9 protein-coding genes are annotated in these 23,325 nt (G+C 64.2%); 7 read left to right on the forward strand and 2 right to left on the reverse strand.

Going from position 1 to position 23,325, the window contains the following annotated elements:
• Positions 1–162: 162 nt before the first annotated feature.
• Positions 163–5,643: an alpha-2-macroglobulin family protein gene (locus CK219_RS22390; RefSeq protein WP_095768929.1), complete on the reverse strand. Its 5,481-nt coding sequence runs from the start codon at positions 5,641–5,643 to the stop codon at positions 163–165.
• 277 nt (positions 5,644–5,920) lie between these two features.
• On the opposite strand from CK219_RS22390, the gene CK219_RS22395 reads away from it, so the two are divergent.
• The 6 genes from CK219_RS22395 (at position 5,921) to CK219_RS22420 (ending at position 20,574) form a co-directional block, all read left to right on the forward strand.
• Positions 5,921–7,849 carry an autotransporter assembly complex family protein gene (locus CK219_RS22395; RefSeq protein WP_095768930.1) on the forward strand — a complete coding sequence of 643 codons (1,929 nt, stop codon included), beginning with the start codon at positions 5,921–5,923 and terminating at the stop codon, positions 7,847–7,849.
• Between the two features lie 2 nt (positions 7,850–7,851).
• Positions 7,852–13,902, forward strand: coding sequence for a translocation/assembly module TamB domain-containing protein (locus CK219_RS22400; RefSeq protein WP_095768931.1), 6,051 nt, complete (start codon positions 7,852–7,854; stop codon positions 13,900–13,902).
• Between the two features lie 276 nt (positions 13,903–14,178).
• Positions 14,179–15,837 carry an ABC transporter substrate-binding protein gene (locus CK219_RS22405; protein WP_095768932.1) on the forward strand — a complete coding sequence of 553 codons (1,659 nt, stop codon included), beginning with the start codon at positions 14,179–14,181 and terminating at the stop codon, positions 15,835–15,837.
• 148 nt (positions 15,838–15,985) lie between these two features.
• A complete protein-coding gene (locus CK219_RS22410) occupies positions 15,986–17,020 on the forward strand; it encodes an ABC transporter permease (protein WP_095768933.1) in 1,035 nt (344 codons plus the stop codon).
• A gap of 12 nt (positions 17,021–17,032) precedes the next feature.
• Positions 17,033–18,190 (forward strand): ABC transporter permease, encoded by a 1,158-nt coding sequence (locus CK219_RS22415; protein WP_095768934.1) that lies wholly within the window; start codon positions 17,033–17,035, stop codon positions 18,188–18,190.
• 50 nt (positions 18,191–18,240) lie between these two features.
• Positions 18,241–20,574 (forward strand): ABC transporter ATP-binding protein, encoded by a 2,334-nt coding sequence (locus CK219_RS22420; RefSeq protein ID WP_095768935.1) that lies wholly within the window; start codon positions 18,241–18,243, stop codon positions 20,572–20,574.
• A gap of 364 nt (positions 20,575–20,938) precedes the next feature.
• Here the strand turns inward: CK219_RS22420 and CK219_RS22425 are convergent, their stop codons facing one another.
• On the reverse strand, positions 20,939–21,529 hold the full coding sequence (locus tag CK219_RS22425) for a hypothetical protein (protein ID WP_095768936.1): 591 nt from the start codon (positions 21,527–21,529) through the stop codon (positions 20,939–20,941).
• A gap of 210 nt (positions 21,530–21,739) precedes the next feature.
• Between CK219_RS22425 and CK219_RS22430 the strand changes: the two genes are divergently transcribed.
• Positions 21,740–23,278, forward strand: a complete 1,539-nt coding sequence (locus CK219_RS22430) for a trimethylamine methyltransferase family protein (protein WP_095768937.1) — start codon at positions 21,740–21,742, stop codon at positions 23,276–23,278.
• Positions 23,279–23,325: the final 47 nt, after the last annotated feature.

Genomic DNA, 23,325 nt, shown 5'->3' on the forward strand with positions numbered 1-23,325 from the left:
CCCCGTATAGTGACGGGGAGAAAGGGGCCTGCGCAGAGGCTTTCGCCAATTTCCAACGCTGCAGGAAAGTGGCCAACAATCGTGACGGTCCCCTTCTCCCCGTCACTACAGGGGGAGAAGGTGCCGGCAGGCGGATGAGGGGCAGCGCCATCGTCCGGCTCCTTACTCGGCCTTCACCTCCATCACGCCGGTGGCGGTGCGGGCCGAATATTGCGGCCGGTACATGTCCTCCACCGTCGCCGCCGGATGGGCGTAGGTGCCCGGCGTCACGGCGCGCACGACATAGGCCAGCGTGATGTTGCGGTCGCCGTCGCCTTCGTTCGGATTGAAAGCGGCGACGAAGCGGTCGTTGCGGAACTCCAGATGCGCGGCGTCGGTTTGCGCCAGCCAGGAGAAGTTCGATAGTTGCGCGCTGGAAACCAGGCTCGGATTGTCGATCTCGAAGCCGGCCGGCAACAGGTCGGTGATCAGGAGCCGCGACGGCCATTTGTTCTGCTCATAGACCTTGAGCACGATCACGTAGCGCTCGTTCTGCTTGGCCTCGGTGACGTTGGCCTCGGTGCCGTCGAGCTTGTAGTAAGTGCGCGCGATGGTGAAACCGTCGCCGCCGGCCGGCAGCGGCTCGACCGGCGCGGCGACCGCGGTCACCACCGCCTGCAGCGGCGTCGCGCCGGTATTGGCGATGGTGAGCGGGCTGTCGACAAGCTCGCTGCCGGCGACCTGGTCGGAATAGCCGCCCGAATGCGGCGCGCCGTTGACGGAAAGCGTGATGGAATCATTGCCTTCCTTCAGCGCCCGCGCGGCCAGCAGCATCCAGGATTCGTCCTGCGTGCTCGTCCAGCGGGCGTCCGCGCGTGCCACTCCCACCAGCTTGATCAGCTGCGGCATGATGCTCGGCACCGGCTTCGATTCTGCCGCCAACGCCAGCATCGCCGCGCCGTCACGCAGCCGCGAGCCGTAGTCCGAGCGGTAGTAGTCGTAGTCGGTTTCCGACTTCGCCAGCCTGAGCGCCGTCTGGAAGGTGGCTTCCGAACGCTGCGCGTCGCCATAGAGCGCCAGGCTTGCCGCCAACTGGGCGACGGCCATCGGGCTGGAGAAGGCTTCGAGCTGCGTGTCGGCATAATAGCGTAGGTCGCCGATCGAGGCCTTCTTGTTGCGGGCGAGCACGTAGAGCGCATAGGCGATCTCGCTGCCCTTGTCCTGGACGTCCTGGTCGTAGCCGAGTGCGTTCTGCAGGTTGTTGAGCGCCTGGTTCATGGCCAGCGCCGGCACATCGTATTTCTGCTCACGCGCCCGGGTCAGAAACTCCGTGACATAGGCGTCGAGCCACAGATCGCCGGAGCCGGGGCCCCATAGGCCGAAGCTGCCGCTTGCCGCCTGGTAGGACAGCACCTTGTAGATGGCGTCCTGGATGCGGCCATGCAGGTCCGGATCGCTCTCCATGCCGATGTTCTTGGCCATGTCGTTGACATAGAGCAGCGGCATGGCGCGGCTGGTGGTCTGCTCGGCGCAGCCATAGGGGTAGCGGTCGAGCGACATCAGAAGCGACGGCACGTCGAGCGCGGACGACTGCGAGACGCCGACGCTGACCGAAGCGCCGTCGAGCACGCTTGCGGCAAGCAGTTCCTTGTCGACGCGCAGCGAGCCGCCATTGGGCTTGAGGTCAACAACCATGCGGTTGGTGACCGGAAGCTGCGCCGGGCGCACCGGCAAATAGAGCGTCTGCTCGACTTCCGTGCCATCGGCATGCGCGAGCTTGACTGTGACCGAGGCGTCGCCCGCGGTCTTGGCGACCAGCGGGAAGGAGAGCGACTGCCGCTTGCCCTGGGCGAGCGTCAGCTTCTCGGGCAGTGGCTTGTCGCCGGTCGACAGGTCGCCGGTCGTGGTGACCGAGAGCGCATAGTCGCCGGCCGGGCCGTCGGTGTCGGCGATGTCGAGGCGCATGGTCGCCGCATCGCCCGGCGCCAGGAAGCGCGGCAGGCCGGCGGTGATCACCACCGGATCGCGAACGATGACGTCGGTCTGGGCATGGCCGACCGCATCCTTGGTCCAGGCGACGGCCATGATGCGCACGGTGCCGTTGAACTGCGGAATGTCGAAATCGACCCGGGCCTTGCCATTGGCATCGAGCTCGACCGGGCCGGAGAAGAAGGCGACCAGCTTTTCCGTCGGCGGGCTGCCTTGTGCCTGCATGTTCGCCCCATCACCGCCGGTGCGTATCTTGCCCATGGCGCCGAGCGAGCCATCGATCAGGCGTCCGTAGAGATCGCGGATCTCCAGCCCCAGCATGCGCTGGCCGAAGAACCAGTCCTCGGGATCGGGCGCCTTGTAGTTGGTGAGGTTGAGGATGCCAACATCGACGGCAGCCACCATCACATAGGCATTGCTGCCGGCCTGAGCGCCGTTGACGGCGACCGGGATCGACAGCTGCTGGCGCGGCACGGTCTTTTCCGGCGGCGTCAGGCTGACCGCGAGCTTCTTCGAGCCCGGATCGACCGACAGCCATTGGATGCCGATGGCGCGAGCCGGCATGCGCGATTCCTGCGCGTCGCCGGGCCGGAACAAGGTCGCCGTGACATAGGCGCCGGCGCCCCAGTCGTCGCCGACGGGGATGTCGACCGTGCTGCCGCCGGCCGGCACCGAAGCGGTGACGGTCTTCAGCAGCTTTTCGGCACCGATGGTGACCAGAAGCTCGCCGGCAAAATGCGGCGAGACCTTCAGCTTGGCGACTTCGCCGGCGGCATAAGTGTCCTTGTCCAGCGCGATCTCCAGGCCGTCCGGCGTCTCGGTGGTGGTCGAGGCGACGTACCAGCCAGCGTCGAACTCATAGCTGGTCGCCGGACCGTCGGGATCGGCCGTCTCGACCTCGAGCCGGTAGCGGCCCCAGTCGACGGGCAGCGACACCGTCGCCTCGCCATCGGCCTTCAGGTCGACCGCGCCGTTGGCGACGGCCTTGGTGAGGCTGACCGCTTCGTAGTTCCACGAATTGTTGGAACGGTACCATTGATAGTTGCGCTCGACCTTGACCAGCGACCACTGCGCGCCCTTCAAGTCTTCGCGCTTGCCGTTCGGGTCGACGGCAATGATGCTGAACTTGGCGGTGCCGCCCTGCGGCACCTCATCGCCCTCGAAATCCGGGCGAATGCCGATGACGTCGCGCTGCGGGCGAACGCCGATGTCGAGCGAGCGCTCGACGGCGCGGCCGCCGGCCTCGCGCATGCGGACGATGACCTTGGCGTTGACCAGCTTGGTGGTCGACGGCAACTGGTCGATCGTCACCGGGAAAGTCGCCTTGCCGTCATCGCCGACCACCGGAAGGTTGGCGAGAGGCGTCACGGTCGGCTCGCCCGACTGCTCGTCGGCCAGGCCGAAGGTGAAATCCTTGAAGCTGTCCCAGGTGCTTGTGGTCGACAGCGTCAGCTCGCCTTCCAGCGCCAGGCCCGCGGCCGGCGCGCCATAGAGGAAGCGGCCGTCGACGGTGGCGTTGGCGGTCTCGCCCTGGGCGATCTCCTTTTTGTCGGCGGTCAGGTCGAATTCGATGCGATCCGGCACGAAGTCTTCCACCAGGAACATCTGGCTTGCGACCGGCGACTGCTTGGGATCGGTGTAGATCGACACCGTCCAGGTGCCGCGCATGGCGTTGGCCTCCAGCGGCAGGTCGACGGCGTGGCCGCCGGCGGACTCGCCATTGCTGATGATGCGGCGGTTCTCGACCCCGTCTGGACGTGTGAAGATGAAGGTGAGCGGCAGGTTCTCAACCGCTTTTGCCGCGCCGTCGCGGGCGAGGGCCGCGACGTGAACGTCCTCGCCGGCGCGGTAGATGCCGCGCTCCGTCCAGGCATAAACGTCGAGGGCGCCTGGCGAGGCGCGCCCCTCGACGCCGCGATCCGACAGGTCGAAGCCGGCTTTGCCCATGTCGAGGAAGACGAAGTCGTTGTCGCCCTGCTTGGCCATCAGCACGGCCGGCACCATGCCGTTCTCGCCGCGGGTGAGGCCCGGATTGAAGACGGCGTGACCCTCGGCGTCGGTCGTCGCCGTGCCGAGAATCTCGTTGTTCCTGGCAAGCAGCGTCAATTCGGCGCCGGAGATCGGCTTGGCCGAGCCCAGCGAACGGGCAAAGACGTTGAGGCCGTCCTGGCCGGTATAGGTGGAAAGGCCGATATCGGAGACAACGAACCACTGCGTGGCGCGTGAACCATAGTCGTCGCTTTTGTCGTCGACCGGCTGCGCGGTCAGCACATAGACGCCGGGCTTGCGCTGCGGGATCGCCTCATCCACCGGGAACGAAGTGGTAACCTCCTTATTGAGATCATTGGCGATTTCGAGCGTGCCCGACCAGACGGGCGAGCCCATTTGGTCGGAAATGGTGGAAATGTCATAGCCGTCGAGCTGATGCAGGAACTGATAACCGGACAGGAGCTGCGCCAGCGAACGATCGCCGATGCGGTAGAGCATCATCTTGGCGGCGCTCATGTTGACAGTGACGACCGGGATGCCGCGGCGCGCCCCGGCCGGCAGCACGAAGCTGTCGCCGGTGAAGCGGGCGGAGGGAGCGCGGTCCTGGACGTAGATCGACAGCACGACGGGCGCGGCGATCGTCTCGCCGATCGCCGACGGCAGGCCGGCGCGGAAGGTCACGTCATAATGCTGGCCGTGTTCCAGGCCTTCGACGCAGATCTGCTTGTCCTTGGCCTCCACGGCCTTGGGCGCGGCGTTGTCCACCGTCACGAATTGCGAATAATCGACCCCGGTCTTGACCAGTTGCTCGGAAAACTGGGCGCAGATGCGCGGCGAGGAGGAATCGGCATCGACAGTGTGCTCGACGACGCGAAAGCCCTTGCGCGCCTTGAGATCGGCATAGTCGGCCTGGACGGCCGGCGAGCTCACCAGCGCAAGGCTCGCCTCATAGGCCTGCAGCGAGGGCCGGTAGAGGTCGCGCTTGTCGAGGCCGGCGCCAAGCAGCGCCAGCGCCTCGGCACGAGTCTTTGCCGTGCGCACCAGCTTGTAGGCGTTGAAGGCCGCCGAGGTGACATTCATCGGCAAAGTCGAAGGTTCAGTGGTGTTCGACGCCGGCTGCACGGCAAGCGTCTCGCGCGCCAGCGCCAGCCACAGCGCGCCGTCATCGGGCAGCACCGAGACCGCGGCCTGGTATTTCTGCATGGCAAGACGATGGTCGCCGGTAAGCGATGCCTGCTCAGCGGCGGCCTGCAGGGCGGCAAGCCCTTCGGTCGGCTTGTCATAGGCCGGATCGGTCAGCTTGTTGCGGAACTGCTGGGCCTGGTCGGCCATCCAGTTGGGAAAAAAAGCCAGTGCCGGCGGAGCGCCGATATCGGGATCGCCGTCGACATTGGCGACCTTGCCGGCGACTGCGCCGGTGAAGGATTTCAACTGGTTATAGTCGGATTTGAGAAAACACCATTTGGCCTTGGTGTTGTAGGTGAAGGCGCGGCAGGCGGGATCGCCGAGACATGCGGTCTTGCACTGGTCGAGGCTGACATTCTGCTCCGATCTCAGGTCGAAGCCGAAATAGTCGGAATTATCGGTCGTCACGATTCTCCGGGCTTCGGCCGCAAAGGCCGCTCCGCCCAGGGCGAAAAAGATGAGAAGAAGCAAAGAGAGACCACGAGCCGCGCGCATTGCCATACCACCCTCCAGACATCGCCAGCGTCCGGGCATGATCAAGCTTCGTGCAGGCTTGTCAACGCCGGAGCGCCGCAGGTTTATCACCCGCGAACGGTTTCCATGCCGGCCAAAGGCCGGTATTTCGACAGAACCTCTGTGAGACGGATCACACATTCTTGCGAAAATGCAAAAGGTGTGAATTCCAAGCCCGGTCTATTTCAGACAATTGGATTGTGGCCCCTTTACGAACGTTGCGGAACTTCATTCCAATTTTAGTTTTGTCGACTAGGTTGTCTTAATGCCGGCGCATGAAACGCAGATGTCAAAGGGGATCGCGCCAGGGCGCGGGCTTCCGCGCGCCCTGCTTTTGGCGCTCGTCTGCTCGACCGTGCTGACCGCCGAGGTGCGGCAGGCGGCGGCTTTCGAGATTTTCGGCATCAAGCTTTGGGGCTCGTCCAAGGACGAAGATGCCGACATCGTCGATCCGCTGCGCTACTCGGTGACGATCAATGCGCCTGATGCCGACAAGGATCTGATCAAGAGGCTCGAAAACGCCTCGGCGCTGAAAAATGACGAGGATCATCCGGTGTCGGGGTCGCTCGGCCTGATGGCCAAGGCACGCGGCGACCGCGAACAGCTCGTCGCCGCCCTCTACGCCGATGCCCGCTACGAAGGCGTGGTCACCATCACGATCGAGGGCAAGTCGATCGACGAATTGCCGCCGGATGCCGAGTTCAAAGGGCCACAGCCCATTCCGGTGGTCATTACGGTTTCCCCCGGGGCGAAATTCACGCTTGGCAACATCCGGCTGAAGGGCGATGCGGCGGGGTTGGCGGCAGCCGATTTCGGCCTGATCGCCGGCGGCGATGCCGGTTCAGGCGCGGTGCTCAAGGCCGAACTGCTGATCGTGCGGGCGCTGAAGGAAGAGGGCAGGCCGCTTGCCAGGGTCACGAACCGCGAGATCGTCGCCGAGCACACCAGCTCGACGCTGGACGTGACGTTGACGGTGGCCGCCGGCCCAGTCGCCGGCTATGGCGACACGACGGTCGAGGGCACGGAAAAGGTCGATCGCGACTTCACCGAATACATGACCGGGCTGAAACGTGGCCAGCAATATTCGCCGCAGGAGATCGACGATGCGCGCGACCGGCTGCTCGGGCTCGAGGTCTTCAACAGCGTGACGATCAAGGAAGGCGACAGGCTCGACGCCAACGGCAACATTCCGATCGGCGTCCAGGTGAGCGAGCGCAAGCCGCGCTATTTCGGCGTCGGCGGCAGCTTCTCGAATACGGAAGGCCTGGGGCTCGAGGGCTATTGGGGGCATCGCAATCTGTTCGGCCAGGCGGAGAAGCTACGCATCGACGGATCGATCAGCGGCATCGGCAACAACAGCCTTTCCGCTCTCAACTACAACGCCGGCGTCATGTTCGAGAAGCCGGGCGTGCTCGGGCCGACGTCGAAATTCTTCACCGGCATCAAGACGGTGTTCGAACACCCCGATGCCTATGACCATTTCTCGGTCAAGGGCGACGTCGGCGTTTCCTACGATCTCGACAAGAAGCAGCGGGTGTCGGCCGAATTCGACCTCGATTATTCGAGGATCACCGACGCCTTCGGCAAGCATACCTATCTGATCGCCAGCGTGCCGCTGCAATATGTCTATGACAGCCGCGACAACAAGCTGAACCCGACCAGGGGATTCCGATTCTTAGCCTATGCCGAGCCGAGCTACGACATATTGAACGGCGCGACGTTCCTGAAGCTGAAGGGCGAGGGCTACACCTACCAGTCGCTCGACACGGCAAGCCGGTTCGTGCTCGCCGAGCGCGCGACGCTGGGCTCGATCGTCGGCACCGGGCTGCAGAACGTGCCGGCCGACCGTCGCTTCTATTCCGGCGGCGGCGGCTCTGTGCGCGGCTATGCATATCAGGGCATCGGCCCGAAGGATATCAACGGCCAGCCGATCGGCGGTCTCTCCTTCTTCGAAACCTCGGTCGAGATGCGCATCGGCGTCACCGACACGATCGGCATCGTGCCTTTCGTCGATGCCGGCACGGTCTCGACCAAATCCTTCCCCGATTTCTCGAATGTGAAGGTCGGCGCCGGCGTCGGCCTGCGCTATATTACTCCCTTCGGGCCGTTGCGCATCGACGCTGCCGTGCCGCTCAACCGCGATCCGGGTGATCCGCATTTCGGCATTTATGCCGGCATCGGCCAGGCGTTCTGACGATGAAGATGGTCTGGCGCATTGTCCGTATCTGCCTCTACGCGCTGCTTGTGCTGCTCGTGGTGGCGATCGGCGCGCTTGTCGTTCTGACCGGCACCGAAGGCGGCCGCCAGAATCTTGCCGGCCTGATATCGAAGATGGCTTCGAACGAGGACCGCAAGGTGACGGTCAGCGGCATCGAAGGCATCTGGTCGGGCGCGCTCAGGGTCGACCACATCGTGCTGGAAGACCGCGCCGGCCCCTGGATGGTGGCGCGCAAGGTAGCGCTCGACTGGTCGCCGGCGGCGCTGCTGTCCTGGAATTTCGATGCCGATCACTTAGCCGCCGAGCGCATCGAGCTGGCGCGGCTGCCGCAGCCGAGCCAGCAGCCATCGCAAGGTGGCTCGTCCAGCCTGCCGGTGTCGATCGACGTGAAGCAGATCGACCTGCCGGAGATCGCGCTTGGACAGGAGCTTGCCGGCAGCGGCATCGCCGAATGGGCCGCCATGGGTTCGCTCAAGGCCGATCCGTCGCCGCTGGCGATCGAAAGCGTGCTCAACGTCAGCCGCCATGACGGCAAGCAAGGCAATGTCGACGCCAAGATCCACTTTGCACCGGCCGACAACAAGCTCGACCTCGACCTCAAGGCGTCGGAACCGGCCGGCGGCATCATCGCCAATTTGCTCAAGCTGCCGGATGCGCCGCCCGTCAACATCGTCGTTTCCGGCGGCGGGCCTTTGGCCAACTGGAGCGGCGTTGGCACCTTCATGGTCGACGGCCGGATCGTCAGCCAGCTGACCGGTCGGCACCAGCTCACTGACAAGGGCCACCGCATCGAGGCCAAGGGCGACGGCCAGTTCGAAGAGTTCCTGCCGGAGAAGATAAAGGCTCTGTTTGCCGGTAAGACGAGCTTCGACCTTGCCGGAACGGCGACCGCGTCGGGTGGGATCGATATCGAGCAGGCCATCATAGAGAGCGATGCGGTGCACGGCACTGCCACCGGCAATGTCGATCCGAAGGGCGCCAGCGACCTGGCGGTCGAGCTCTCCGCCAAGGACAAGCCGGTCACCGTCGATGTCGGCAACAGCGCGGTTCCGATCCTGGTCGCGGTCGAAAAAGCTACGGTGCGCGCCTTCGGCGACGGCAAGGCGCCGATGATCGATATCGGCACGTCGCTTACTTCGGTCGCCGTCGGCGGCACGCAGCTCAACAATATTGCGGGCGAGATCCATTCCGACGGCTTCGACATCGAGACCGTTAGCGGCCCGGTCGCCATAAGGCTCGCGGCCGCCGGCCTGAAGACCGACGTCGCGACGCTGGCGCCGCTGGTGACCGGCAAGCTCGCCGCGGACCTTTCCGGCACGATCAGCCGCGAGACCGTAACCATCGACAAAGGCACCTTGCGCAGCGATGCGCTCAATGCCGGGCTGACGGCAAATGTGGCGTTGGCCGATTTGTCGATGACGCTGAAGATGAATGCCGACACCGTCTCGAAGGCATTGCCGCCGCAGATCAGCTCGCTGCTTGGCGAGCGGGTGAAATTCTCGGCCACCGCCACGCGCGATCCGCAAGGCGCGTTCGCCGCCAATTCGCTGGAGATCAGTTCCGGCTCGCTCAGCGCCAGCGGTACCGGCAGCATGCAAGGATCGGATATCCAGGCCAGCGTCAAAGGCACGTTGGGCGATGTCTCGCCACTGTCGTCGCTCGCCGGCACGCCGCTTGCCGGCGGGGTCAATTTCGCGCTGACCACGAGCGGCCCGCGCTGGGCGCCGGATTTCTCCGTTTCAGCAGACAGCGCCAGCCTGACGGCCGCCGGCCGCACGGTGAAGGACATCAAACTCTCTGCCAAGGGCAAGGCCGACATCGCCAACCCGTCCGCCGAAATCTCGCTGACGGGCAGCGCCGAGGGGCAGGCGCTGGACATCGAAGCCTCGCTGGTGACGGCCGACGGCAAGCGCTCGATCAGGGGTCTCAGCCTGGCGCTGGGCGACAACAAGGTCTCGGGCGATCTCGCGCTCGACGACAAGTTCCTGCCGCTCGGCACGCTGACGCTTGCCGTGCCCGACATCGGACCGGTCGCGGCGCTCGCAAATCAGAGCGCGACCGGCGATATCAACGGCACGATCGCCTTCGCCAAGAACGGCGAGGCGCCGACCGTCACCGTAAATGCGACCAGCACGTCGATCGCCCGCGGCGATCTGGCGGCGAAAGCCATCACCGTCAACGCGCTGATCGCCAACTATCTGAAAGGGCCGGCGATCTCAGGCACGATCAAGGCCGATAGCGTGACCTCCGGCGGCACGGTCATCAGCGGCATCGGCATCGATTTGAAGCGCGACGGCGATTGGACGGACTTTACCGGCGGCGCCACGGCGTCCGGCATTCCGGCCACCGCCACCGGCCGGGTAAAGATCGCCAACGGCACGACAAGCGTGGAAATCGCTTCCGGCGAGGCGACGGTGCGCGGCATCAAGGCGGCCATAGTCGAGCCTTCCAGCCTCTCCATCGCCAATGGCGTGACCGCCATCGAGAAGCTCGCGCTCAATCTCGGCGGCGGCTCGGCGACGGTTTCCGGCAGTGCCGGTGAGGCACTGGACCTGACGGCCAATCTCGCCAACCTCCCGCTGGCACTCGCCAATGATTTCGTGCCCGGCCTCGACGGGGCCGGAACGCTGGAGGGCACGGCACACGTCACGGGTCCATCGTCCAATCCCGACATTCAGTTCGACGCGAAGGTGGCGGGCGCCGAGACCAGCCAGACCCGCCAGGCTGGGCTCGGGCCGCTGGATCTGGACGCCGCGGGCAGCTACACGCTGGCGGGCGGCGTCGCCCTGGACCACGCCACGCTGTCGGGCGAAGGGATTTCAGGCAAGGCCGCCGGCACCCTCAACCCGAACGGCGCCAGCGATTTCTCTCTCGATCTTACCTCATCCGGAGCCAGCCTGCCGTTGACGGTCGGCAGCGCTCAAAGCCCGGTCAAGATCGCCGTCCGGTCCTTGTCGGCAAAGATGGCGGGCGAAAGCACGCAGGCGCGGCTCGATGTGTCCGCGATCCTGCCTTCCATTGCCGCCAGCCAGGCGACGGTCGACGGCCTCATCCTGGCGCTGCATTCGGACGCCTTCGACCTCAGGGGGCGGGCTGGTCCGGTTTCCGGCACGGTGTCGGTGGACAGGATCGGCCTCGACAATCCGACGATCGCGCCGCTGATCGCCGGCAAGGTCACGGCCAAGGTCAATGGCCGCCTGACGACCGATGCCGTTGCCGTCGACAGCGGCTCCTTGAGAAGCGATGCACTCAACAGCCAGGTCGCCGGCCGGATATCGCTGGGCGACGGTTCGGTCGACCTCAATATGAACGCCAATGTCGCCTCTTCAGCCTTGCCGGCGGCGGTGCGCGGCATGCTTGGCGAGAGCGCTGCGTTGAGCGCCTCGCTGAAGCGCGATGCCAATGGCAATGTCAATGTCGACGGGCTGAAACTGAATTCCGGCGCGCTCAGCGCCGACGGGCAGGCGAGCCTTGCCGACGGCAAGCTGGCCGCCGGGATCAGAGGCGCGTTGAGCGACGTTTCGGGGCTGTCGAAAGACGCCAAGGGCGCCATCGCCTTTGTCTTGAACGCGCAAGGCCCGGTCACCACGCCGGACCTGTCGATGACGGTGAGCAGCGACCGGCTTTCCGTGGCGGCGCGCGAGATCACGGGACTGAAGCTTACGGCCAGCGGCAAGGCCGATGCCGCCAATCCGGCGGCCAATGTTGAACTCACCGGCAATGTCGCCGGGCAGAATCTGCAAGGCAGCGCGGTGCTCGCCACGACCAATGGCAGCCGCGCGATCAATGGGCTTTTGCTGTCGCTCGGTCCGAACAAGATTGCCGGCGATCTCACTCTCGACGATGCCTTCGTGCCGGTCGGCACCGTTTCGCTCGACTTGCCCGATATCGGGCCGCTGGCAGCGCTGGCCTTGGAAAAGGCCGAGGGCAATGTGCGCGGCACGATCGCTTTTACCAAGGCAGCCAACGGGGCCAATGTCGCCGTCAAGGCGAACACCTCGGAGATCAAGCGCGGCGATCTTTCCGCCAGGAATGTCGCCATCGACGCGCAGATCGCGAATTACATGGCAGCACCGGTTATTGGCGGCACGATACGCGCCGAGAGCGTGACTTCCGGCGGAACCGCCATCACCGGCATCGATGTCGACCTCAAGCGCGACGGCGACTGGACCGGCTTTTCAGGCGGCGCCACCGTCAAGAATATTCCGGCCAAAGCCGCCGGCCGCGTGAAGGTCGCCAACGGCACGACGACCGTCGAGCTCGCATCGGGCCAGGCGACGGTGCAGGGCGTCAAGGCCGCGATCGCGCAGACCTCGACGATCACCATAACCAACGGTGTGACGACGCTCGACCGGCTGGTGCTGAACCTCGGCGGCGGCACGGCGACGGTGACGGGCAAGGTCGCGCAGGCGCTCGACATCAACGCCAATCTGGCTCGGGTGCCGATCTCGCTCGCCAATAGTTTCTCGCCGGGTCTCGACGCGGCCGGCTCGGTCTCGGGCACGGTCAAGGTCACCGGCGCGCCGGCGGCCCCCTCGGCCGCCTTCAACATCGATGCTTCCGGCGTGCAGACCTCGCAGACGCGCGGCGCCGGCCTCGGCGGCATGAATGTGTCGTCGTCGGGAACCTTCGCCGGCAACAAGCTCGCTTTCGATGCCGACATCAGCGATGGCGCCGGCCTCGGCCTCAAGGGTGGCGGCACGGTGACGACGGCAGGCACGCCCACCTTGGCGCTCGACTTCAAGGGCAAGGTGCCGTTTTCCTTCCTTGCCGCCAAGCTTGCCGCGCAAGGCTTGGCGCTCAACGGCACCGCCAATGTCGATGTGCAGGTGCGCGGTCCTGCGTCCGCGCCGGTGATCAGCGGCAAAGTGACGACATCGGGCGCGCGCCTTATCGATGCGCGTTCCGGCCTGGCGGTCAACGACATCGCCGCCGACGTTTCGATCGGCGGCGGCGTCGCCAGGATCAACCGCCTGACCGGAACGCTGTCGACGCGCGGCAGCCTGTCGGCGAGCGGCACGGTGGGCATCACGCCGGCGCAGGGCTTTCCGGCCGACCTGTCGATCAAGCTCACCGATGGCCGCTACACCGACGGTCGGGTGGTGACCGCCAATCTTGGCGGCGACCTGACGATCAAGGGGCCGCTCGTCTCGGCGCCGGTGATCGCCGGCACCGTCAACCTGGCGAGGACGGTCATCACCGTTCCGGACAAACTGCCCGGGTCACTCTCGGAACTCAACGTCAAGCATAAGAATGCGCCTCGCGCCGTGCGGGCACAGGACAAGGCGTTGCGCCCGGCCACATCCAGCGGCAGCAAAAGCGGCAGCGGGCTCACCCTCGATCTGACAGTGAATGCGCCTAACCAGATTTTCATCCAGGGCAGGGGCGTCGACGCCGAGCTCGGCGGATCGCTCAAGCTAACCGGCCCGGCATCGTCACCGCAGGCTGTCGGCACCTTCACCTTGCAGCGCGGGCGGCTGACGATCCTCGCCAAACGGCTGACATTCACGGAGGGTACGGTCGGATTCCAGGGATCGCTGGTGCCTTACCTCAATCTCACCGCGACCACGACGACAAGCAGCGCCACCGTGACAATCGTGGTTTCCGGCGAGGCGACCAATCCAAAATTCAACTTCTCCTCTGTTCCGGCGCTGCCGGAGGATGAGGTGCTGGCGCAGCTGATCTTCGGCCGTTCGATGTCGAATCTTTCGCCGCTGCAGATTGCCCAGCTGGCCGACGCTGCCGCTCAATTGGCAGGCGCCGGCGGCTCGACCTCGCTGCTCGACAACCTGCGCAACGCGATCGGCATCGACGATCTCGACGTGACGACGGACGAGAAGGGCGGTACCGCGGTTTCGGCCGGCAAGTACCTCAACGACCGCACCTATGTGACCATACAGAAGGGCGACAAGCCGGGCTCCGGCAAGGCCACGATCGACCTCAATGTCGGTCGCGGCGTGAAGCTGCGCGGCGAGGCCAACGACGCCGGCGAAGCAAAGGGCGGCGTCTTTTACGAACGCGAATATTGAGGCCGCGCCGGTGCTTCTCTGCCTCCCCAGCGGACTGACCGCCGCGGGGGCGGGGCCGCTATCCGTTAAAATGTACTGATATTAATCGCCCGCGACGATTTTTTGGGAAATCCGCCTCGCGATAACAAATTTGCGTCATGACTGTCGCTATCGCGCGAACCGGGTTGCAGCCAAAGATGCACATTCCCTCGCATGTTCCTGCTCCACGCCGTCTTTTGACAACGCGGTCTGGATGCGGAATGTTAAAAGGCGGAAAGCCAACAATGGGAGTAAGTCATGGCAATCTATAAGAGCAATGGTGATCGCGTTCCCGATCACATTTTGAAAATGGCCGAAGAAGCCAAATCGGGCGGCGTGGACCGCCGCGAATTTCTGGCTTTGGCCAGCGTCTTCGGCGCATCGACGGCAATGGCCTATGGCATGCTCGGCCTCGCCGCGCCGACCCCGGCCCGGGCCGAGGACGTGCAGGGCAAGAAGGGCGGCGTGCTCAAGGTCGCGATGTCGATCAAGGATCCGAAGGATCCGCGCACCGCCGACTGGTCCGAAATCTCAAATGCCGAGCGCCAGGCGCTCGAGCCGCTGGTGAAATACACGAAGGAATATACCTTCGCGCCGTATCTCCTGGCGAGCTGGGACATCAATGACGACGCCACCGAATACACGCTGCATGTGCGGCCGGGCGTCGAATGGAACAACGGCGACAAGTTCACCGCCGACGACGTGATCTACAATTTCACCCGCTGGGCGGACAAGGGCGCGGAAGGCAACTCGATGCCTGGCCGTCTCGGCAGCCTCGTCGACGACACGACCAAGAAGCTGCGCGAAGGCTCCGTCGTCAAGGTCGACGACATGACCGTCAAGCTCAAGCTGACCAAGCCCGACATCGCCATCATCCCGAACCTTTGCGACTATCCGGCGCTGGTCGTGCACAAGACCTTCGACGAGAAGGGCGCCAACTTCAAGAGCTGCCCGATCGGCACCGGTCCGTTCGAGCTCGTCTCCTACGACGTCGGCCAGAAGGTGGTCTACAAGCGCCGCGAGACCGGCAAGTGGTGGCAGGGCGAGGCTTTCCTCGATGGCGTCGAGTTCATCGATTACGGCACCGATCCGGCCGCGACCGTCTCGGCCTTCGAGTCGGGCGAAGTCCAGACCAACCACGAAACGACCGCCGACTACATCAAGATCATCGCCGACGTCGGCGCTCCGGTCTCGGAAGTCGTGACGGCTGCCACCGTGGTGTCGCGCTTCAACATCACCCACAAGCCCTATGACGACCAGAAGGTTCGTCAGGCGATGTTGCTTGCCGTCGACAACGCCACCGTGCTGCAGCTCGGCTACGGCAATGCCGGCACGCCGGCCGAAAACCACCACGTCGCGCCGATCCATCCGGAATACGTCAAGCTGCCGGAGGTCAAGCGCGACATCGCCAAGGCCAAGCAGATGCTGACGGAGGCCGGCGCGATCGATTTCGAGCACGAGCTGATCAGCAACGACGAGGACTACCACAAGAACACCACGGACGCGATCGCCGCCCAGCTGCGCGAAGCCGGCATCAAGGTGAAGCGCACCGTGCTGCCGAGCTCGACCTTCTGGAACGACTGGACGAAGTATCCGTTCTCGGAAACCAACTGGAACATGCGCCCGCTGGGCATCCAGGTGATCGCCATCGCTTACCGCACCGGTGAAGCTTGGAACGAGACGGCCTACGCCAATCCGGACTTCGACAAGAAGGTGAACGAGGCGCTCGGCATCGCCGATGCGGAGAAGCGCAAGGTTGTGATGAAGGATATCGAGCAGACCCTGCAGGATTCCGGCATCATCATCCAGCCTTACTGGCGCAAGCTCTACATCAACATCAAGCCCGAGGTGAAGAACCACTCGATGCACCCCACCTACGAGCACGACTTCGGCAAGGTCTGGCTCGAGCAGGCATGATCCATAGCGCGATGGATACGAGGGGCCGCGGCCCCTCGTATTTGCAGCTTCGTCGCCGTTGCATATCCTGCAGCGGCGGCGGGGCGTCATCCGCTTTTCGAAACAGGGTTGAACGTATCTGACCCCAACCCGGCCGGCAGGGGGGCACATGTTCTCATTCATCGCCAGACGCATCGGCACGATACTGCTCACGATGCTTTGCCTGACGCTGGTCGTTTTCTTCCTCGTCAATCTCGAGCCCAATCTGAAGAAACTGGCGATCAGCCAGACCGAGATGCATACGCCAGCCGACCAGCTCGAAAGCTGGCTGGTCAATCATGGCTACCGGCAGAACTTCTTTGTGCGCTACGGCCAGTGGCTGGGTGTCCTGCCGAAGCATCCGATCACCGATCCGGCGACCGGCAAGACGACGCAGCGCTTCTCGTTCTGCAACGACCCGGCCGAGCCGCAATTCTCCGGCGTCCTGCAGGGCGATTTCGGCTGCTCGACCAAGTTCAAGACGACGGTCGCGGCCAAGCTGTTCCCGGCCCTCGGCGCCACCGGATTGCTGATGTTCTGGGTGCTGGCGGTGATGGTGCCGATCTCGCTGCTGATCGGCATTCTCGCCGGCATGCGCGAGGGCTCGCGCACCGACCGCGTGCTGTCGGTGGCCTCGATCGCCTCGACGGCGACGCCCGAATATGTGTCGGGCGTCATCTTCACCGTCATCTTCGCATCCTGGCTCGGTTGGCTGAACGGCTCGGCGGCGTCCGCCAGCCAGGGCATAACCTTCTACAATTTCACGCTGCCGGTGATCACGCTGGCGATCTACGGCATCGGCTATATCGCGCGCATGACACGCGCCTCGATGGTCGAGGTGATGACACAGCAATATATCCGCACCGCCCGGCTGAAGGGCCTCTCCTTCAGCAGCGTGGTGATCAAGCATGCGTTGCGCAACGCGCTGATTGCGCCCTTCACCGTCATCATGCTGCAGTTCCCATGGCTGCTCACCGGCGTCGTCATCGTCGAGGTGATGTTCCGCTACCAGGGTTTCGGCTACACGCTGGTCGAGGCCGCCGGCAACAACGACATCGACCTGCTGCTCGGCTGCTCGCTGGTCTCGGTGTTCATCGTGCTGATCACGCAGCTGATTTCCGACGTCGGCTACGCGTTTCTCAATCCGCGTATCAGGGTTCAGTAGGGGCAGGGGCCGATGCAAACCGAATATATCAGCGCCTTCAACGTGGTTATCGGCGTGCTCTGGCGGTTCTGGCCGGTGTGGGTCGGGCTCATCCTGGTGATGGGCGCCAGCTTTACCTACAAGAAGCGGCTCGGGCTCTACGGCCAGCTCTTCGACAGCGGCGTCGGCATTGCCGGCGTCTTCATCTGCCTGTTCTGGCTGTTCACGGCGATCTTCGCCTCCACCATCTCGCCCTTCGATCCGCTGGCGCAGGTCTCGGTGATGAAGGACACGCTGCCCGGGGCGATCGAGCCGGCATCGAAGCTCGTCTATTATTTCGGCGGCGACAAGCTTGCCCGCGACGTGTTCTCGCGGATGGTCTATGGCAGCCAGATCGTGCTGATCATCGCGCCGGCCGCCACCGGCTTCGCGCTGATGGTCGGCATCACGCTCGGCCTGCCGGCCGGTTATTATGGCGGCAAGATCGACACGTTCTTGTCGTTCCTTGCCAATCTGGTGCTGGCCTTCCCGGTCATCCTCTTGTTCTACCTGCTGGTAACGCCGGGCATCATGGACACGCCGATCCCCTATGGGATGGCGGGGCTGTTCTTCCTGTTCCCGATCATCTTCTTCTGCGTGCTGTTCTGGACTCGCTACAAGAACCGGCCGGACCGGCTCTATATCCTGCTCGGCATCACGCTGGTCCTAGGCGGCTGGATCTATACGGGCCTCGTCTTCGACAAGGATCCGCTGCGCATCGTCCACATCGATCCCAACCAGCTCAATATCTTCGTTGCGGTGGTGTTCGCCTCCAGCCCGGGCGTGTTCCGCATCGTGCGCGGGCTGACCATGGACATCAAGACGCGCGACTATGTGGCGGCGGCGCAGACTCGCGGTGAATCGCCCTGGTACATCATGCTGTGGGAGATCCTGCCCAATGCGCGCGGTCCGCTGATCGTCGATGCCTGCCTGCGCATCGGCTACACGACGATCCTGCTCGGAACGCTCGGCTATTTCGGCCTGGGCCTGGCGCCGGAAAGCCCCGATTGGGGCACAGCGATCAAGGACGCCAGCCGCCTCTTGCGGTCCTTCATCCACCCGGCGCTGCCGCCGACCATCGCGCTGATGTCGTTCGTGCTGGGACTGAACCTGTTGGCGGATTCGCTGCGTGAACAGTCGATGAAAGATTGATGGCGGGGTTTTCGGCCCCATCTTCCAAGGACCAAGGATTGGAGCGACCCATGAACGAGGCAGTTCGAGATCCAGCCAAGGCGACCAGTCAGCCGATCATCGAGATCGAGAACCTCTCGATCTCCTTCTTCACCCGCAAGGGCGAGATCCCGGCCGTGATGGATTTTTCCTGCACGGTCATGCCCGGCGAGGCGATGGGCATCGTCGGCGAGTCCGGTTGCGGCAAGTCGACCGTGTCGCTCGGGATCATGCGCGACCTCTCCAACATCGGGAAGATCGTCGGCGGAAAGATCAAGTTCCAGGGCAAGGACATGGGCGAGCTCTCCGAGGATGAGCTGCGCTCGATCCGCGGCAACAAGATCGCCATGATCTACCAGGAGCCGATGGCGAGCCTCAATCCGGCGATGAAGATCGGCCAGCAGCTGATGGAAGTGCCGCTAATCCACGACAAGGTGTCGAAGGAAGAGGCCTACAACCGCGCCCTGGAGATGGTGCGGGCGGTGAAGCTGCCCGACCCGGAGCGCATGATGCGCTCCTATCCGCACCAGCTGTCGGGCGGGCAGCAGCAGCGCATCGTCATCGCCATGGCGCTGCTGTCGAAACCGGCGCTGCTTCTGCTCGACGAGCCGACCACCGCGCTCGACGTCACTGTCGAGGCCGGCATCGTCGAATTGGTCAAGGGTCTGGGCGAGAAGTTCGGCACCTCGATGATCTTCGTGTCGCACAATCTCGGCCTCATCCTCGAGACCTGCGACAAGATCACGGTGATGTATTCCGGCGAGGCGGTCGAGACCGGCAAGATCGAAGACGTGTTCGACCGGATGCGCCATCCCTACACGCAAGGGCTGTTCCGCTCGATCCCGCTGCCTGGCGCCGACAAGAACTCGCGGCCGCTGATCTCCATTCCTGGACAGTTGCCGCTGCCGCATGAGCGGCCGAAGGGCTGCAATTTCGGGCCACGCTGCCACCATTTCGTCGAGGGCGTCTGCAACGCCGCGGAAATCCCGATGATCCCGGTCGAGGGCCATGAGGGCCATTTCTCGCGCTGCGTGCGGTTCAACGAGATCGACTGGGAGGCGCTGCCGCCCGGTGCCAAGAAGGTCAACGAAAAGGTCGAGCCCGGCGCGCCGGTGCTCAAGATCGACGATCTCAAGAAATACTACAAGGTCGGCGGCAGCGAGGTGTTCGGCTCCAGCGAAGGCCGCGTCGTCAAGGCCAACGAGACGATCTCGTTCACCGCGCGCGAATCCGAGACGGTCGCGATCGTCGGCGAATCCGGCTGCGGCAAGTCGACGCTCGCCAAGGTGTTGTTGGGCCTCGAGACCGCAAGCTCCGGCACCGTGACGCTGGGCAACAAGGAGATCCAGTCGACCGGCATCGAGCGCCGCAATGTCGAGACGGTGTCTTCGATCCAGATGGTGTTCCAGAATCCGTTCGACACGCTGAACCCCAGCCACACGGTCGGCTCGCAGATCATCCGCACGCTGGAGAAGTTCAAAGTCGGCAGGACAGTCGCCGAGCGGCGCCAGCGGATGCTGGAACTGCTCGACCTGGTGAAGCTGCCGCGCGCCTTCGAAACGCGCAAGCCGCGCCAGTTGTCGGGCGGGCAGAAGCAGCGTATCGGCGTCGCGCGCGCCTTTGCCGGCGACGCCAAGGTGGTGGTGGCCGACGAGCCGGTCTCGGCGCTCGACGTCTCGGTGCAGGCGGCGGTGACCGAGCTGTTGATGGACATCCAGCGCAAGAACAAGACCACGATGCTGTTCATCAGCCACGATCTGTCGGTGGTGCGCTACATCGCCGACCGCGTCGTCGTCATGTATCTCGGCTACATCGTCGAGCAAGGCACGACCGATCAGATCTTCTCGCCGCCTTACCACCCCTATACCGAGGCGCTGCTGTCGGCGATCCCGATCGCCGACACCAGCGTGGTCAAGAAGCACATCGTGCTGGAAGGCGACATCCCGTCGGCGATGAACCCGCCGACCGGCTGCCCGTTCCAGACGCGCTGCGGCTACAAGAGGCTGGTGCCCGACAATCTGTGCGAGACGAAGGTGCCGCCGGTGAAGAATCTCGGCAACGGCCATATGAGCCTGTGCTGGCTCTCGGACGATGTCCTGGCCAAGATGGAACCGGTCATCAAGTTCGACAAGGAACATGCCGCGCGTGAAGGCGTGCCGGATGATGCGCCGCACGGCGAGGGGCCAGGCTTTGCCGGTTCGCCGCCGCAGCGTCCCGACGGCAAAAACGCCAGCGCGGAGGCCGATGCGATCGGAAAGGGCGTCGAGGAGAACGACGAGGTGCTCAAAGCCCGTCGCCACGAAGTGCGCGACGAGGATTCGGAAACCGGTGTCTCAAGGCCGAAGGACACGACAAGGCGGCACTAGACCCGGTTCCTTAACATAGAAGTTTTGACCGGTTGGCTATGTGTGCGTTGGCAAAGCCCATGCCTTGGCGATTGGCCGAGACGCCTATCGCGATCGTCATCCACGGGCGGAGCAAGGAGCGTAGCGACGCGCGCAGACCCGAGGATCCATGCCGTGACATGGAAGCGCCGCGGCGGCAGAAATTCTGCACCGTTGCACACTTCGGTCTAGGTAACGGAATGGATTCTAGGGTCTGCGCGCGTCGCTACGCTCCTTGCTCCGCCCTAGAATGACGAGGTTCAGGAGCCTCAGCTCATCGCCAGCGTTTGCGTTGATAGCCTTGCCCGACAAGCCTTCAATCTTTCAAAATCACCGTGTTGAGGAACTAGTTGCCGCACTGCCGCATCTGCGCGGCGTAATCGCGCGCCATCTGGTCGGTGGCGCGCGCGTAGTTTTGAACGCCGCCATCGCCGCGGTTGCCGCGGCCATAGGCGGTCCAGCCGAGATAATAGGCCAGATAGAGATTGTAGGTGTCGTTGCGGGCGACGCCGAACGTGTCGGCCGTCTTTGAGTGGTACCAGCCGACGAAATCGATGGCGTCGGCAAAGCGCGTGCGGCGCGCCGCCCAGTTGCCGGTCTCGCTTTGATATTGCGACCATGTGCCGTCGAGCGCCTGCGAGTAGCCGGTGGCGCTCGAGACATGCGTCCACGGGATGAAGCCGAGCAGCTTGGTGCGCGGCGGCCGGGCATTGCTCTTGAAGCCGGATTCCTTGCGCACCGTCGCCATCAGCACGGGGACGGGAACGCCGTATTTCCGCTCGGTCCGTTCGGCGGCGGACTGCCAGTTGTCGAACCAGCCGTCATTCTGGTCGAAGACCGCGCAGACATTGTTGATATGACTGGGCGCCGTCGCGCAGGCCGAAAGCGCCAGCAGCACCGAGACAGCGACAATTTTACTAAAACTCGACCTACGCATTGGAAGACGAATAGGCCGAAATCATAAAAGGAGTGTTGCGCGCTTCCTTAACGAGGGGTGGGAGGCGCGAAAAGCTAAGTATCGATATCACGACTACTCGTGTCGCTATTCTTTTCCTCGAATTTGAAAAATGCCGCCTTGGCTAAAATCGCGCCGGCAAATGGCGAATTTCTGACAGCTCGCATGCGATGCCGGCGCTCTGATGCGCGCATGAGCGAACCAAGACGCAAGCGGGGCGCCGAGCGCACCAGCAACCGGGGACCAGCCGCCATCCCGCAACTGCCGGCGCGGCGGGTGGAGAATCCCTATCCGCCGATGGCGCTGCTGTCGGCCGAGCAGATCGAAGCCATCCACCAGGCATCGATGCACATACTGGAGAATTTCGGCATCGAGGTGATGAGCGCACGCGCCCTGTCGCTGTTCGAGCGCGCCGGCGCCAAGGTCGACCACGGCTCGATGAATGTGCGCGTCGACCGCGGCATGGTCGAGGAGGCGCTGAAGTCGACGCGCTCGGCCTACACGCTGACGCCCCGAAACCCGGAGCACGCCATCCGTCTTGGCGGCAGCACCATCAACTTCACGCTCGTCGCCGGGCCGCCCAATGTGCATGACATGGAACGCGGCCGCCGCGCCGGCAACCTCGCCGACTACTCGGACCTCGTCCGGCTGGCGCAGCATTTCAACTGCATCCACATGCTGGGCAACCAGGTCTGCGCCCCGGTCGAGCTGCCGGCGAACACCAGGCATATGGATACCTATTTCGCCAATCTGACGCTGACCGACAAATGCTTCCACGTCTCGGCGATCGGGCGGGGCAGGGCGCTAGACGGCATCGAGATGATGGCGATCGCGCGCGGGCTGACGCTTGAGCAGATGGGAGAGGACCCCGGCGTCACCACCATCATTTCGGTCAACTCGCCGCGCCGCTTCGACGAGATGATGGCCGAAGGGCTGATGACGATGGCCGAATACGGCCAGTCGGTGGCGGTGACGCCGTTCACGCTGATGGGGGCGATGAGCCCGGTAACGCTGGCCGGCGCGCTGGCGCAGCAGAATGCCGAAGCGCTGTTCGGCATCGTGCTGACGCAGCTGGTGCGTCCGGGTGCGCCGGTGATGTATGGCGCCTTCACTTCCAATGTCGACATGAAGTCGGGCGCGCCCGCCTTCGGCACGCCGGAGAACACCAAGGCCAACATCGCTTCCGGGCAGTTGGCGCGGCGTTACAAATTGCCTTACCGCACGACGCCTGGCTCGGCCTCCAATGCCGCCGATGCGCAGGGCGCCTACGAGACGCTGATGGCGCTGTGGGGCGCGGTGCTCGGCCACGGCAATCTCGTCTACCACGCCGCCGGCTGGCAGGAAGGTGGGCTGACGGCGTCGTTCGAAAAGCTCATCATCGATGTCGAGATGATCCAGCACATGATGGAGTTCCTGCGGCCGATCGTCGTCGACGAGGCGGAACTTGCGGTCGAGGCGCTCGGCGCGGTGCCGACCGGCGGCCATTTCTTCGGCGAGCCGCACACGCTGGAGCGCTACGCCACCGCCTTCTACCAGCCGATGCTTTCCAACTGGCAGAATTACGAGGCCTGGCAGGAGGCGGGTGCGCTCGACACGACGGCGCGCGCGACGCGGCTGTGGAAGAAGGCGCTGGAGGAATATGTCCAGCCGGCCATGGATCCCGCGGTGCGCGAGGCGCTCGAAGCCTATATGGCGCGCCGCAAGGAAGCGATCGGGCAGGGTGAGCCGTGAGGGAACAGCTTCCCATCCTGATTCATTTCAATCTCTCAACTTACTGA

The organism is Mesorhizobium sp. WSM4313 (genome assembly GCF_002294725.1).
Classification (GTDB): domain Bacteria; phylum Pseudomonadota; class Alphaproteobacteria; order Rhizobiales; family Rhizobiaceae; genus Mesorhizobium.